This is a genomic window from Asticcacaulis biprosthecium C19 (assembly GCF_000204015.1).
Lineage (GTDB): Bacteria > Pseudomonadota > Alphaproteobacteria > Caulobacterales > Caulobacteraceae > Asticcacaulis > Asticcacaulis biprosthecius.
In genome coordinates this window covers 1,342,797-1,357,859 of sequence record NZ_GL883077.1, presented here as the reverse complement: position 1 = coordinate 1,357,859, position 15,063 = coordinate 1,342,797, and the positions used below count along the sequence as shown (strand labels likewise).

Here is a 15,063-nt window from a genome sequence, read left to right as displayed (position 1 = left end):
ACCGGCGTCATTGACCGAGGTGATGGAGAACTCGCTGGTGACTTCGATCTCAGCGTCCTCGCTGTCGGTGACCGTGTAGGTGATCGAAGCGTCGCCATGGAAGTTGGCCGTCGGCGTAAAGTCGTATTCCGACGTTTCTGCGTTGTAGACAAAGGTGCCGCCGACCACCATACCGATGGTGATGGTCAGGTCTTCGTCGGCATCTTCGATGTCGGAGATGTTGGCCAGCAACTGGGCCTTGGTCAGCGAGAAGGGGGTGTCCTCGGCTGTGTCGGAGATGACAGCGGCCGTACCGGTCGGGTCATCATTGACGGCGGCCACGACATAGCTCGCGGTCGCATTTACGCCGTCACCGCCGTCGCCGAAGGTGTATTCGAGATAGACGGTGCCAGCGTAGTCTTCGTCATCCAGGGTGATGGTGTAGCCATCGCCATTCCAGTCGGACGTGCCGATCTTCTCATCTTTCGAATTGAGGACACTCAGACTGTCGCTGTACAGAGAGGGCGTGGTGCCGTCGACATCGGAGGCATTGAACAGCAACTGCTCAACGGTAAAGCTGGCGTCCGTGCCCTCGTTGACACCGGTCAGGGTCAGGGGGCCGCTCCAGGTCGGAGCATCGTTGACGGCGGCGACTTCGTAGGTGGCGGAGCCGGCCACGGTGTCTGTGCCGTCAGTGACAACATAGGTCAGGTTGACCGTGCCGTTGTAGTCCTCGTCGGTCAGGTTGATCGTGTAATTGCCCGCGCTGTAATCGGCGGTGCCAATGGTATTGCCTTCGCTGTCCTTAACGGTCACGGCGTTGCCCTGGATGGACGGCGTACCGTCGACATCGTCGGCATTATCCAGAAGGTCGGCGGCGCTGAAGACGGCGGCAGTGCCTTCGTTGACGCCGGTCAGGGTGTCTTCGCCGCTGAAGGTCGGTGCGTCGTTGACGGATGAGACATTGTAGGTGGCGGAACCTGCGACCGTGTCCGTTCCATCGGTGACGGTATAGGTCAGCTTGACCGTGCCGTTGTAGTCGGGGTCTGTCAGGTTGATGGTGAAGTTGCCCGCGCTGTAATCGGCGGTGCCGATGGTTGTGCCTGAGCCGTTTTTCACAGTTACAGCGTTACCTGAGATCGACAATAAGTCCAGGTCAGCGTCGCTGGCATTGCCCAACAAATCGGAGACAGAGTACACAGCAGCGGTACCTTCGTTAACACCGGTCAGGGTATCTTCGGCGCTGAAGGTCGGGGCCGTGTTGTCGACCTGACTCATGGTGACAGTGTAGTTGGCGTTGTCGATCGACTCCTCACTCCACCCGTCATAGGACCTAACCGACAGGAAATAGGTGCCGACCTCGAGGTCGAATTGGGTGTACTCTTCGCCGTTGCTATATTCATCTTGCGCGTCGTAGTCGGAAACCAGGACACCCTCAGAGTCGTAGACGGCAATAGCGATATTGGACCACGCATCACCTCCTGTAAGGCCGACATCGTACAGGCCGGCGTCGTCGACGACGACCTTGATCCAGTCGATGTCCCCATCCCATGTTTCAAACACACCGTTGAAGCTGCCTTCGCCGTTGACAAGATCAAGTTCGGCGCCGGTCGAGGTGTCGTTAGCAATATCAACCATGAAGTCCTCCTCAGGACGTAAGATTAGAGTACGGCCTTTAGCCGTTTGAATGGGGATGGATCGGGAGGCGGCACACGCCACAGCCGCCGGATGAACACTCCGGTCCGGGCGATGGCGGGAACCAACCTGATTGTTGGAAGCAAACTTAAGGACGAGGCGGAGTCTGACCGCTCGCGACCCGCATCGGCGGGTTTACGACTCTACGCGCAATGCACTCCTACCCTGTTTGAACCTTTTGTTATTCCCGGCCAGCTCAACCCTTAGGAGGAAAAACGTTTGCACCAGGCGGGGGCAGATTCGCCAACTATCGTTAATTTGGTCTAAATTCCGGCAATATTTTTATGTCCGCCTTATAACTTTTTCGTGTGAGTCCAATCGATTACCGATAGGCCGCAAAAACGGTCCGGATAGCGCAGACAAGGTCAGCAATTTCCTGACAACTTATCGTAAAGTGGTTCCCGGCGGCTAAGGTCAAGGACGAAACCGCGAAGCCCGGTTACCACACCAGGTGCGCCAGGACATCCGCCCTCACGGCATGACTGACGGTCACCCAATTGCCGTCCAGGGCTATCACCACATCCAATCCGGCCTGAGTTACCAGTCCCGCATTCGCCACGCCATGGGTGTAGGTGTGGATGTCGATTCGGTCGCCGGCGCCAAGGTCAGTGACCATGCCGGCCCCGCTACCGCTCTTGAACAGGAACAGATCGCTGCCCGAACCACCGCTCAGGGTGTCATTTCCGGCACTATCGTCCAGCGTGTCGTGCCCGGCCAGAGCGTTCAGCCCATTGTTGCCTATCAGATACCAACACAGGGTAGCGCGGCGTTTTGATGGAATCAAAACGCCGCGCTACGTTTTTCATTTGTCGCGCAATTTTACCGAAAGGTGCTGCACACTTTATCGGATTGCGCTCCGGCGTTGCGGAAGAACAAAGCCTCCCTATATCGTTGTCACCAAGGAGGCACATCATGACGGACTATCACCTGGCCGAGCTGAACATCGCCCGTTTCCGCCTTCCCATGGCGGACCCCGTCAATGCCGATTTTGTCAACGCGCTCGATCGGGTCAATGCCCTGGCTGACGGCAGTGAGGGTTTCGTTTGGCGCCTGACCGGGGACGCCGGCAATGCCATGGATATCCATGCCTTCGCCGATCCCAACGTCGCCATCAACATGTCGGTGTGGCGCGATATCGACGCCCTGGCGGCCTACACCTACCGCAACCCCGAGCATCTGGCGATCATGCGACGCCGCAAGGAATGGTTCGAGAAGATGGAGCTTTCCGTCGTCCTGTGGTGGGTGCCGGCCGGCCATATCCCGACCGTGGCCGAGGCCATCGACCGGCTGGAGCGCCTGCGCCGCACCGGGCCGCATGCCGAGGCCTTCACCTTCAGCCGCCCCTTCCCTGCCCCCGGCCAGGAAGCGCCGGAGCCCGTGCTGGATAGCTGCGCCTAGGCGTTTTTCGGGGTGATCGTCATAGCCGCTTCACTGCCCGGCTTGGGTCCGAAACCCTTGCGCGTCATGGTGCCCCACGACGTCTTGCCGCGCAGGAATTCCCACCAGCCGATGATGCGCCAGACATTGGTGAGTTGGCGGTAGCCGAAGTTCTCGACAATCGCCACGCCCAGCAGCAGCGCCAGATCGGATGCGCGGGGCACGCGGCGCAACTCCAGCTCCTCCAGGATCAGCGAACACACCGAGATGAACACGCCGAACGCAAAGAACAGAGCGACATAGGCCAGGAAGAAGTCGAAGCTGAACACACCGGCGATCCAGAACAGCGGCATCAGGATATAGCCCAGCACCTCGGCGATCGGTCCCAACACGTCAATGATCAGGTTGTTGAGAAACCCCAGCATACCGACCTTGCCATAGCGCGGGTTCAGCAGCATGTCGCGATGGCGGAAGAACACTTCCAGCGCGCCACGCTGCCAGCGCTTGCGCTGGTTGCTCAGCACCTTGAGGGTTTCCGGCGCCTCGGTCCAGCACACCGGCTCCGGCACGTAGCGCAGGGAATAGACGCGGTCCTGGTTGCGCATGTGCTTGTGCATCTTGACGATGAGTTCATAGTCCTCGCCAACCGTACCGTGGGTGAAGCCGCCGACCTCGACCGCGACACTGCGCCGAAAAATGCCGAAGGCGCCGGAGATCAGGGTCAGTATCCCCCAACGGCTCCACGCCAGGCGCGCCATCAGATAGGCGCGGATATATTCCATATACTGGACCAGCGGCAGGAATTTGCGCGGCAACCCGGACTGAATGACCTGGCCGTTCTTGACCACGCAGCCGTTCAGCACGCGGATGGTGCCGCCGACGGCGATCATGTGTCGCGGGTCCTCCATGAACGGCCGCACCGAACTCAGCAGCGACTCGATCTCCAGCAGAGAGTCGGCGTCGACAACGCAGAACAGCGGGTTGCGTGACAGGTTGATGCCGGCATTGATGGCGTCCGACTTGCCGCCATTGTGTTTGTCCACCACAAGAAGGCGCGCATACATGGACGAACCGTAGACCTGGCGGATCGGCTGGTGCTTGACCGCCTCTTCGTGCGCCCGGGTCACCGGCTGAAGCTGGAAGGCGTCGATCAGCGCCTGCAAGGTGCCGTCCTTTGATCCATCATTGACGACGATGATTTCCAGATCCGGATAGCGCAGCGACAGCATGGAGCGCACGCTTTCCACGATTGTCGCTTCCTCGTTATAGCCCGGCACGACCAGGCTGATCGGCATGGCCACATCGGAAATCAGCAGTTGGAAGGCCGATTCCGAATCCTCCGCCTGTGATCGCTCTCGCAGTTCGGCCCAGGCTGCGGGCAATTGCAGGGCGTAGACCAGGTTCTGCGCGACACCAATGCCGAGGATGGTCCACGACAGGATCAGCAGGTAAGGGCTGTAGTCCACCAGGAAGGCCGAAGCCTGGGCGCCGATATCCATCACCGCGCCCCCGTGAATTCGAGCAGGGCCTGGGAGGCGATTTCACCGCCGGCGCCCGGCTGACGGCTCAACGCCTTCAGTGCGGCAACGCCCTTGTCGCCGAAGCGATGAATAGCCTGGGCGGCGCGGAACCGTACCCACCAGTCGCTATCATTCAGACTGCCGGCCAAGGCCGGCAGGGTGGACAGGGCATGCAGTTCGCCAAGGGCTTGGGCGGCCTGAACACGCACGCTGGCGTCGAGATCGCTCAGCCGGCGGGCAATCACCGATGCGCCGCGCGGATCGGCAATTTTACCGAGGGCCGCAAGGGCCTGGGCGCGGACATCAGTGACGGCGTCTTCGCTCAGCGTAATCAAAGCAGGCACGGCGTCGGTGGCACCGATCGAGCCCAGCGCCATGACGGCGGCTGTGCGGACCTCGGCGCTGGCCGGCGACTGGGCCAGGCGTGACAGGGCCGGCACAGCCGTGGCGCCGAACCGTTGTAGAATGTCGTGCAGCAACAGCGTGTTGGTCTGCCCGGACTGCGCCAGGCTGTCGGTAATGGTGTCGATATGGCCAGACGCGCCGCGCTGGGCCAGGGCGCGCAGGGCGGAGATCTGGACATACATTTCGCGGTCGCGCGCCGTCGCCAGAAGGACCTGCAGCGACGTGTCATCATCGAGGAAACCCAGCAGGGTGACGGCGCGGATCCGCTTGCCCGGACGGCCGCGCACGGCCATGGCCAGCAGATAGGGCTCAACGCCCCACAGCTTCAACAGAGAACAGATGCGGACGGCGTCCGTACCGCGAAGGCTGCGCAACATGTCGAGCGCCAGGCTGACAAGGATGGGGAAATCGGCTTGGGTCACCGGCGGCAGAGCGGCGGCATCCAGAGCCACCGGCGATTTCAGCGCCGCGAGGATGAAACGTGACAGAGATTGACGCCGGGCGTCGCGCTGCACGGCCTCGGCGGAGGCGGCAGCACGGCGGGCGATCAGCACCGCCATGATGGCGATCGAGGCGACGCACAGCACGGCGGTGCCGATCCATACGGCCCGAAGGAAGGGGATCTCAAAACCGGTGGCTAACGGTGACATGGAAGCCGTGTCTCACATAAGTGTTTTCGCGGTCGTCGCGGCCGTAACCGGCCCGCAGCGTGGTGATTTGCGTCATGTCCCAAGCAATGCCGGCAAAGGCCGAACGGGTATCGATCGTGACGGCTGCGACGGTTTCGGGCGCATCGGCAAGGCCGGCATAAAACCTGAGACCTTCGCGGATCGTCCCATCCAGGCGCAGGTCGTAACCGGTCTGCGCGTCACTATCGGATGGCGAAACCCTGATCATCCGGCTGGAGAGCGCCCAACCGTCATGGGGTTCATAACGCATGCCCCAGGCAGCACTGGTCACCCTGGCGGCAGCATAGCGGTCGCGGCGGCCATCGAAGGTCAGCCACACAGACTTGGTCATGCGCACCGCACCGCCAGCCGCCATACGGCCTTCCGGACGGAAATCGGCGTCCGGCGAACCGGCCAGGCTCGCATAGACACTGACACGGTCCCCAAGCCGACCCGCCAGGCCCAGCTCGACCTCGCCGTCATTCAGGCCGAACTGGCTGTAGCGCACCAGTCTCAGATGGGCCGCGCTGCGGTTGGCGTTGAAACGGCGGGTAATCTGGACCGACTGCTGGTTCCAGTCGGGCTGGTCCGAGCCGGAAAAGCCGCTGTATTCGGTGCCGGCATCGACCTGCCATTTCGGTCCTTCGGCGGCGCGGGCGGCGGCGACGCGCGTCAGCCCGTCGCGAGCCTCGTCAAATTCCGGCGCGATCGTCAGCGCCTCGGTGTAACGGGCCTGTGCCGTCGCGAAATCGGATTGATAATAGGCCAGATTGCCGCGGATGGTGGCGGCCTCGGCGCCCGGCAGTCCGGCCAACTCGGCCGAAGCGGCGCGGTAATCGCCCTTCCAGCTCAGAACCCGGGCCAGGGTCAGGCGAAGCTCGGCATCGTCCGGACGCTGCGCCTTTGCGGCGTTGAGCACGGCGACGGCATCGTCATAGCGTTTCAACTCCGCCAGTTGCCGGGCCTCGGTGATCGGACCTTCGGCGGCCAGGACGGCGCCGGGGGCCAGTAGCAGGATAGCACTCACGATCAGGGCCTTCATGCCGCCTCTCCACTGTTAAGCAGGCGCAGGACCCGTGCCAGCACCTCATCGGCATGGAACGGCTTAGTGATATAGTCGACGGCGCCTGTGTTCAGCCCCTCAAGCACATCGGCGCCGTAGTGACGCGCGGTGAGGAACACCACCGGCACCCTGGCTGTACGCGGATCGGCCTTCATCATGCGCAGCAAGGTGACGCCGTCATAGCCTGGCATCATCCGGTCCAGCAGGGCTACGGAATAGTCGCCGTGCTGCAAAGCCTCCCACGCATCTGCGCCACTCTCTACCGACGTGACCTTGCATCCTGCGCTCTGGAACTTGTGCACCAACATCTCGCGCACCGTGTCATCGTCGTCGGCGATTAGGACATGGCTACCCAGCCGGTCCAGCCGGCCACGGATCTTTACACCAACCTCGGCCGGATCGAAGGGCTTGACGATATAGTCGGCGGCGCCGGCCATCAGGGCGCGCATGACTTCGCCAGGGTCGTCGCTGGCGGTAATCATGATCACCGGAATGTCTTTCAGACCCGGTACCGCCTGCAGCGACTCCAGCAGTTCCAGACCAGCATCGGCCCCGCCGATACGGTTGTCGAGCAGGATCAGGTCGGGTTTCACGGTCTCGATCAGCCGGCGCCCCTGCGTGGTGTCGACGGCCGAAAAGACATCGGCAACGCCGGAGATCAGACCGGACAGCAGATCACGGACAGACGTATCGTCTTCGACGATGACAACCCGCGATGAGACGGCGGTCGTCGCCGCGGGCATCTCGCGAACAGGCGCTGGCGCGTCCACAACCTCGACCTCTTCGGAGGCCAGAAGCGCCGTGGCCAGAGCCTCGCGCAGCCGTCTCAAAGGGGCTTCGATCTCACCATCCGTCGTACCGGGGGACTCTTTCAGCAGGACTTCCAGGTCGCCGGCACGTGAGCTGATATCCCAGAAGCCGAAACTGCCACCACTGCCGGCCAGCGCGTGAGACTGGCTGGTCATCCACATCCGATCATAGGGCGGTGAACAGGCTTCTAGGGCCTCCAAACGGCCAGCTATGTGGGCGAGGTAGCGCATCCGCAGCGCAAGAATGACGGGATCCCGAACGGAATCCTGTGGGTCATCGGCGACATGGGACGTATCCTCCGGCTCCATGGAACCGAAGGCCCGCATTCGGCGGTTTCGCATACTCTCTACCCTTTTACACGCTTCTTATGCGACCGCCGCCCCAGGCTGTCCGCGGCAGTGTCCCGGAACAGAATTAAAATTTTGCATAACAGCGGAAGTTTTTTGCCCTGCCCTCAGGACCGACAATGATCACGTTTCCGCATCTTCGATCAAACCTTATGGACGACGGCCGCCGTCCTGCGTAGACATAGGCGACAATTGTCGGAGGAATGCCATGCACCGCCTGCTCTGCCTGACCGCCGCCTTGACGGCCTTGGCCTTCCCCGCCATGGCGCAAGACCGCACCGACGACGCCGCGCCCCCTGTTCCCGTTACCATGACGGTCGACGCCGGCAGGACGGTCGCGCCCCTGCCGCCGATCTGGCGCTTCTTCGGCGCCGACGAGCCCAACTACGCCACCATGAAGGATGGCCGAAAGCTGATGAGCCACCTGGGTGAGCTTCGCCCAGGCCAGGTCTATTTCCGCGCCCACAACCTGCTGAGCACGGGCGACGGTACCCCGGCGTTCAAGTGGGGCTCGACCAATGCCTATACCGAAGACGCGCAAGGCAACCCCGTCTATAACTGGACGGTGGTCGACCACATCATCGACACCTACCTGGCGCGTGGCGTCAAACCGTACCTGCAAATCGGCTTTACACCGCAAGCCATGTCCAGCGCCCCCGAAGGCACGCCGTATCAGCACACATGGCGGCCGGGCTTTGCCTACGACCTGATCGCCACCGGCTGGGTGTGGCCGCCGAAAGACTACGAAAAATGGGAAGAGCTGGTCTACCAGTGGACGAAGCACAATGTCGAACGCTACGGCCGCGACGAGGTCGCGACCTGGTATTTTCAGGTGTGGAACGAACCCAATCTGAAATTCTACTGGGCCGGCACGCCGGAGGAATTCTACCGTCTGCATGATCACGCCATTGCCGGCGTTCGCCGTGCCTTGCCCGAGGCGAGGGTTGGTGGCCCCGATGTCGCGGGGTCCGGTGGCGCCTTCATGGACGGCTTCCTGAAGCACGTCGTAACCGGCACCAACTACGCCACCGGCGAAACCGGAACACCCACGGACTTCCTGTCTTTCCACGCCAAGGGCGCGCCCAAGTTCACAGACGGCCATGTCCGTATGAGCATGATCGAGCAACTTAAAGCCATTGATACCGGCTTCGGCAAGGTCGCGGCCGTGCCGGAGTTGAAAACCCGGCCCATCGTCATTGGTGAGAACGACCCGGAAGGCTGCGCCGCCTGCCCCGGCCCTCAGAACGCCTATCGCAACGGCACCCTCTATGCCAGCTACACCGCCGCTTCCTACGCCCGCATCTGGGAACTGGCAGGCCGGCACAAGGTCAATCTCGACGGCGCCCTGACCTGGGCCTTCACGTTTGAGGACCAGCCATGGTTCGCCGGCTATCGCCAACTGGCCACCAACGGTATCGACCTGCCGGTGATCAATACCTTCCGCCTGTTCTCGCAGTTGGGTCCCGACCAAGTGGCCGCAACCAGCAACGCCCAGGTTCCGCTCAACGATGTCATGGCCTCGGGCATCCGCGGTCCGGCCGATGTCGGGGTGCTGGCCACGCGCACCAAGGACAACCGCCTGGCCATTCTGGTCTGGCACTATCACGATGACGATATCGCCGGTCCCGTGGCGGCGGTCGCCCTGAGTGTCTCAGGCCTTAAGGGCAAGTCCGTGAAAGTGACACAGTGGCGGGTGGATGGCGATCACGGCAACGCCTTCACCGCCTGGCAGAAGATGGGCTCACCGCAATCCCCTGACCAGAACCAGTACGCGGAGCTGGAAACCGCCTCGAAGATGACCCCGCAGATCTGGCCTGAGGCGGCAAGGGTCACGAATGGCACGGCCGAACTGAATTTCACGGTTCCGCGCCAGGGCGTGTCCCTGCTGATCCTGGAATAGGCTCATCCGCAAGCAAAACTACGCACACATCGCGTAGCAACACCTATCCTTTGTTGCAATGGAAACGAGCGACTCTCCCATAATCTGAAATTTGCGTCACATCAGGTACAAAAAGGTCACGATTGATCATTTTATATCACAAATGATCACTAGCCCCGTTCAAATTGCTGCGGGTCCAGTTTATAATCCGTACGGTTGGCGAGTCGTCGCCACACAGGACAAGGGCCGAAACAGGTCCGACCGGTAAATGCCCACACAGGAACGGGAATGAAAATGTCATATCACAGAGTCTCATACAGCAAGCGGTGCCTGCAGGCCTCGGCACTGGCCTTGGTCACCGCCCTGGCAGCAACCGCGGCGATGGCTCAAGACGCGCCTGCCGCCACGCCCGCCGATGAGGTCGTCGTCGTCAAAGGCTTCCGCGGCGCCCTGAAGAGCGCACTCGGTATCAAGAAGCGCAGCGCCGGCACCGTCGACTCCATCCTTGGCGAAGATATCGGCAAGTTCCCCGACGCCAACCTGGCGGAATCGATGCAGCGCATTCCGGGCGTGGTCCTGTCGCGCGGCGACGGCGGTGAAGGCCGTCAAATCTCGGTCCGCGGCTTGGCCGCCCAGTTCACCCGCGTCCGCGTCAACGGCATGGAGGCCTCGTCCCAGATCGGCGCCGCCGACATCTACGGCGCCGCCAACAACGGCCGCAGTTTCGACTTCAACGCCTTCCCGACCGAAATCTTCTCGTCGCTTACGGCACGCAAAACCTCTTCTGCCGATGTTGAGGAAGGTTCGCTGGGCGCGACGGTCGACCTGCGCGCACCACGTCCGTTCGACTCACGCCAGGACACGGTCTTCTCGATCACCGCCCGCGGCACCTACAACGAGATCAGCGACAAGGTTGACCCCAAGGTCTCGCTGGTCGCCGGCAAGAAGTTCCGCGACAGCAATTTCGGCATCCTGGGCACGCTCTCCTATTCCGACCGCAATGTCCGGGAAGTCGGCTATTCTGCCGTCGACATCCTGTCGGCCAGCCTGGGTGGCAATCAGTTGGGTTCCGGGGCGACGGCCATGCCCTTCTGCTCCCCCATCGGCATTACCCCGATCAGCCCGTCGCCGACGACCCACGCCGGCAAGGGCGCGACGGACACCATGTGCAGCACCAACAATCCGCGCACCGGAACTATCGCAGCTTGGAACACTATCATGGCCCTGCGCAGCCCGGTAGACGCTTCCGCGCCCGGCGGTGGCGCCTTTTTCCCGCGCATCCCCCGTTATGTGAATTCCGAGCAAGATGCCAAGCGCATGGGTGGCACGCTCAGTTTACAGTGGAAGAACGATACCACCGACATACTGGTCGACTTCCTGTATTCGAAGTTCGATGTGGAACGCCGCGACAACTACATCGCCGCCCTGTCCTTTGCGCGCTCAGTTACCAATAACGGCCAGCCCATGGTATCCGTAAAGGACATCGCGTTCGACTCCAATGGATCGCTGCTCTATGGCCTGTTCGACGGCGTTGACATCCGTTCGGAAGGCCTGGTCGATCGCTTCGAAACCAGCCATGCTCAGGTCAATGTCAGCTTCACCCACCAGTTCTCGGACCAGTTTGAGGTCATGGGTTATTTCGGCACATCGGCGTCACGCCGCAATGACCCAATGCGCCTGCAAACCTTCATCGACATCATTGATGCGGATAACTTTTCGATCGACTTCCGTGACGGCGAAACCACGCCAATCATCAACTTCGGTGCAGATGTTGGCAACCCGGCCAGCTTTTCCTACGCACCGGCCCTGGCAGACGGCACCGTTCTGGGCGGCTACTCCATGCAGGGCAAGCCACAATGGAACAACACAGACAACACCACGGTCAACCTGGATGCGAAATGGTCGCCCAGCCCGGAACTGTCGTTCAAGGCTGGCATCCAGTTTCGCGAAGCCGACTTCACCCAGCGCAACCTGAACCCGATCCCGTCAGCGCTCGTCGTCAAGCCACTGCCGTCGGGCGTTACGCTGGCCAGCATCACGACCACGATAGACGGTCTTGATGACCTTTGGGGTCGCGGCGCTCCAGCCTCGTGGGTGGCTATCGATTCGGCTAAATGGCGCGACACCTTCGATTTCGAGGACTTCAAGTACTGCGGCGTGGAATGCGGGGCGGGCAACTCCCAGATTAAGGAAACGACCAAGAGCGCTTACGTCATGGCAGAGTTCAATACGGACCGCTTCCCAATACCGGTGCGTGGCGATGTCGGCGTGCGCTATTACTCGACTGACCAGGTCGCCGTTGGTCACATTCCCGTCGCGGCCCCTCCAGGTTGGATGTATAGCCAGGTGGGCAAGCGCAATGAGGTGCGCCGGTCCTATGACGACTGGATGCCGTCGGCCAACGTGGTGTTCGAAATCAACCCGAACCTGCTGGCCCGAGTCTCGGCCGCCAAGGTCATGTCGCGGCCGGAACTGGGCAATATGATCCCAAGCGCCGGCATCACCGCCACGACCCGCACCGGCAATATCAACAACCCGTTCCTGGAGCCCATCCGCGCTAACACCTTCGACGCCGGCCTGGAATGGTATTTCCGCCCAGGTTCGCTGATCTCTGTCGGCTACTTCTACAAGGACATCGAAACCTACATCCAACGCGTAACCAGCCAGATTCCCTACCGTGACCTTGGCCTGCCGGACTCGCTGCTGGACAACACCAACACATCGCCGACCGAAATCTTCACCGTCGGCCGCTTCGAAAACACCGAAGGCGGACCACTGAAGGGATTTGAAGTCAACCTGCAGGCGGAACTTGATTTCTTGCCAGGTTTCTGGGCCAATTTTGGTGTACTGGCCAACTACACACATATCGAATCTGAGATTCAATACATTTTGGCCAGCGCCAATGGCGTCCCCACGGTTACCGCCACCAACGATCTGCTAGGCCTGTCACGTAAGTCGGCCAGCGGCACGCTGTACTGGGAAAATGACCGGTTCAGCATCCGCTCCACAGCCAACTACCGCGGCAAGTATATCCGAGGCATTCCGGCGTCGCGCGGTTCGGACCTGCAGGGCAATGACGAAACCTTGTTCGTCGACCTGTCGGCCTCTTACGAACTCAGCGATAACCTGAAGCTGATCTTCGAAGCACAGAATCTCACGGACGAGCAAAACCGGCTGTTCATCGACAGTGCACGTGAAGATACCCTGTTCGAACTGCGGAACGGCAAGACCTTTACCATCGGCGTGAACTACAAGTACTGATCGCGTCTCGGAACCTGAGGAAGCCGCTCTGTTTGTGCAGGGCGGCTTTTTTGCACCACACACTTTTACTCACACAAATATCAGCCGAGTTTCTGCATACTGCGCTGGGTGTCGCGCAGGGCGAGACGCACCAGCGACTCCATCGTCCAGCGGGCATCACCCTCGTCACCGCGGGCAATGGCTTCGAACACAGCGCGGTGGTCAGGAACCGGGTCACGGTCCAGGGCCGCCATCCGCTGCTTATAGCGCGTCGACCACGCCACCGCGGCGCCGATCGAGGAACTCAGAGACGCGAGCGCTTCGTTGCCGGAAGCCTGCATCAGGGCATCATGAAAATCGAGGTCAGCCTGGCGGCCGGCTTCGGTGGCCAGGGTCTGTTGCGCCATGACGATAAGGGCGTGATCCATGGCTTCGATATGTTCCGGCTGGCGGCGCTGGGCGGCAAAAGCGGCGGCCGTCGGCTCGGTGATCAGGCGCAGTTCGAACAGGTCGAGGATGAATTTTTCGCTGGGTTCGGTCTCGAACATCCAGCCCAGAACTTCGGGATCGAGGATATTCCAACGTGTGCGGGCGGTGACGCGGGTGCCGGTCTTCGGCCGGCTTTCAACCATGCCCTTGGCGGCCAGGATGCGGATGGCTTCGCGATAGGCGGAACGCGAAATTTCCAGTGTGCTGCTGGAGTCCATTTCGTTAGGCAGGGTCTGGCCCTGGCGATAGACTCCGCGTAGGATATCCACGCCCAGCCGGTGCGCCAGCGCGCCATGCAGCCGCCCCTGCCCCATATGATGGCGCAAAGGTGTTTCCGTGGCGTCTCCCCGGCCCCTTTTGTCGTAGGCGTTCATGTAACAAGGATGACATTTCCTCAGACATTTGACAAGGCGAACTGCGGTCTTTACATCGCCAATTTGTCAGACTATTAAAAGGCCAGTTTTCAGGAGGACTTCCCATGACTTTGCGTCTCATCCAGATCGTCAGCGCTTCGGGCGAACGGCAGCTTGTTGCGGCAACCGAGGATGGCGCGCACCTCGTCAATGGCGTGTCGACGACCTATGAACTGGCCAAGGCGGCCATTTCCACCGGCGCAGCGCTGGCGGCCCAGGTGGAAAAACAGGGCCTGGGTGATGCCGTCGATGTCGCGGTGGCCTTGTCGGAAGGCCGGGTGTTGTGCCCGATCGACCATCCCGACGCCTCGCACCTGCACGTCACGGGCACCGGCCTGACGCACCTGGGTTCGGCCGAGGGCCGCGACAAGATGCACAAGGCGGCGGCCCAGGCTGAGGTCCAGACCGATTCGATGCGCATGTTCCTGATGGGCGTGAAGAACGGCAAGCCGGCGGCCGGTGAGACGGGTGTTCAGCCGGAATGGTTCTACAAGGGCAATGGCAACACCCTGGTCGGCCCGAACGCGCCCCTGACCTCGCCCAGCTTCGCCGAAGACGGCGGCGAAGAGCCGGAAATGGCTGGCATCTATGTCATCGGTGACGACGGCACGCCCTACCGTATCGGCTGGGCCATTGCCAACGAGTTTTCGGACCACGTGGTCGAGAAGCAGAACTATCTGTGGCTGGCCCACTCCAAGCTGCGTCCCGCATCGCTGGGCGTGGAGATCCTGGTGGGTGAACTGCCGAAGGATGTCCGCGGCACCTCACGCATCTGGCGTGGCAATGAGGTGATCTGGGAAAAGCCCTTCATCTCGGGCGAGGACAACATGTCTCACAGCTTCGATAACCTGGAGCACCACCACTTCAAGTACGAACTGTTCCGCACGCCGGGCGACATCCATGTCCACTGCTTCGGCACGGCCACGGCGTCATTTGCCGATGGCGTCAAGACGCAGGACGGCGACGTTTTTGAGATCACCGCCGACGCCTTCCTGTACGGGCTGAAGAACCCACTTCAGACCGAGGTCGAACGGAAGGTGACGGTGACAGCGTTGTAGAGAAAAGAGGCAGAGGCCGCGGGCCCCTGCACCCCGAAACTCGATAGCGTTTACCTGCACCAATAAAAAGACCGGGGCCAAGTCCCGGTCTTTTTTATTGGTATAAGTAACACTGTTCAG

11 protein-coding genes are annotated in these 15,063 nt (G+C 61.3%); 4 read left to right on the top strand and 7 right to left on the bottom strand.

Annotated elements, in window-relative coordinates; translation table 11 throughout:
* Nucleotides 1-1,617: cadherin-like domain-containing protein (locus ABI_RS06475; RefSeq protein WP_040308650.1), on the bottom strand; the 1,617-nt coding region annotated here is incomplete at its 3' end.
* A gap of 496 nt (nucleotides 1,618-2,113) precedes the next feature.
* Entirely contained in the window at nucleotides 2,114-2,458 is a 345-nt protein-coding gene (locus ABI_RS06470) for a calcium-binding protein (RefSeq protein ID WP_006272081.1), read from the bottom strand.
* 128 nt (nucleotides 2,459-2,586) lie between these two features.
* Between ABI_RS06470 and ABI_RS06465 the strand changes: the two genes are divergently transcribed.
* On the top strand, nucleotides 2,587-3,072 hold the full coding sequence (locus ABI_RS06465) for a DUF3291 domain-containing protein (RefSeq protein WP_006272080.1): 486 nt from the start codon (nucleotides 2,587-2,589) through the stop codon (nucleotides 3,070-3,072).
* Here ABI_RS06465 and ABI_RS06460 read toward each other — a convergent pair.
* The 4 genes from ABI_RS06460 to ABI_RS06445 are packed head-to-tail and all read right to left on the bottom strand — an operon-like array spanning nucleotide 3,069 to nucleotide 7,858.
* Nucleotides 3,069-4,550 carry a glycosyltransferase family 2 protein gene (locus ABI_RS06460; protein WP_006272079.1) on the bottom strand — a complete coding sequence of 494 codons (1,482 nt, stop codon included), beginning with the start codon at nucleotides 4,548-4,550 and terminating at the stop codon, nucleotides 3,069-3,071. The genes ABI_RS06465 and ABI_RS06460 overlap by 4 nt on opposite strands.
* Nucleotides 4,550-5,626, bottom strand: a complete 1,077-nt coding sequence (locus ABI_RS06455) for a HEAT repeat domain-containing protein (RefSeq protein ID WP_006272078.1) — start codon at nucleotides 5,624-5,626, stop codon at nucleotides 4,550-4,552. Before ABI_RS06455 ends, ABI_RS06460 begins: the two co-directional genes overlap by 1 nt.
* Nucleotides 5,601-6,686 (bottom strand): YaiO family outer membrane beta-barrel protein, encoded by a 1,086-nt coding sequence (locus ABI_RS06450; RefSeq protein ID WP_006272077.1) that lies wholly within the window; start codon nucleotides 6,684-6,686, stop codon nucleotides 5,601-5,603. The genes ABI_RS06455 and ABI_RS06450 overlap by 26 nt, the downstream gene beginning before the upstream one ends.
* Nucleotides 6,683-7,858: a response regulator gene (locus tag ABI_RS06445; RefSeq protein WP_083811407.1), complete on the bottom strand. Its 1,176-nt coding sequence runs from the start codon at nucleotides 7,856-7,858 to the stop codon at nucleotides 6,683-6,685. The genes ABI_RS06450 and ABI_RS06445 overlap by 4 nt, the downstream gene beginning before the upstream one ends.
* 214 nt (nucleotides 7,859-8,072) lie before the next feature.
* On the opposite strand from ABI_RS06445, the gene ABI_RS06440 reads away from it, so the two are divergent.
* Both ABI_RS06440 and ABI_RS06435 read left to right on the top strand, forming a co-directional pair.
* Nucleotides 8,073-9,764 carry a GH39 family glycosyl hydrolase gene (locus ABI_RS06440; protein ID WP_006272074.1) on the top strand — a complete coding sequence of 564 codons (1,692 nt, stop codon included), beginning with the start codon at nucleotides 8,073-8,075 and terminating at the stop codon, nucleotides 9,762-9,764.
* 273 nt (nucleotides 9,765-10,037) lie between these two features.
* Nucleotides 10,038-13,004: a TonB-dependent receptor gene (locus tag ABI_RS06435; protein WP_211211124.1), complete on the top strand. Its 2,967-nt coding sequence runs from the start codon at nucleotides 10,038-10,040 to the stop codon at nucleotides 13,002-13,004.
* An 80-nt stretch (nucleotides 13,005-13,084) separates the two neighbouring features.
* Here ABI_RS06435 and ABI_RS06430 read toward each other — a convergent pair whose 3' ends face one another.
* Nucleotides 13,085-13,846: a FadR/GntR family transcriptional regulator gene (locus tag ABI_RS06430; protein WP_006272072.1), complete on the bottom strand. Its 762-nt coding sequence runs from the start codon at nucleotides 13,844-13,846 to the stop codon at nucleotides 13,085-13,087.
* 104 nt (nucleotides 13,847-13,950) lie between these two features.
* Between ABI_RS06430 and araD1 the strand changes: the two genes are divergently transcribed.
* The gene (araD1, locus tag ABI_RS06425; protein ID WP_006272071.1) at nucleotides 13,951-14,943 is read left to right on the top strand and encodes an AraD1 family protein; all 993 of its coding nucleotides are present in this window, start codon (nucleotides 13,951-13,953) and stop codon (nucleotides 14,941-14,943) included.
* Nucleotides 14,944-15,063: the final 120 nt, after the last annotated feature.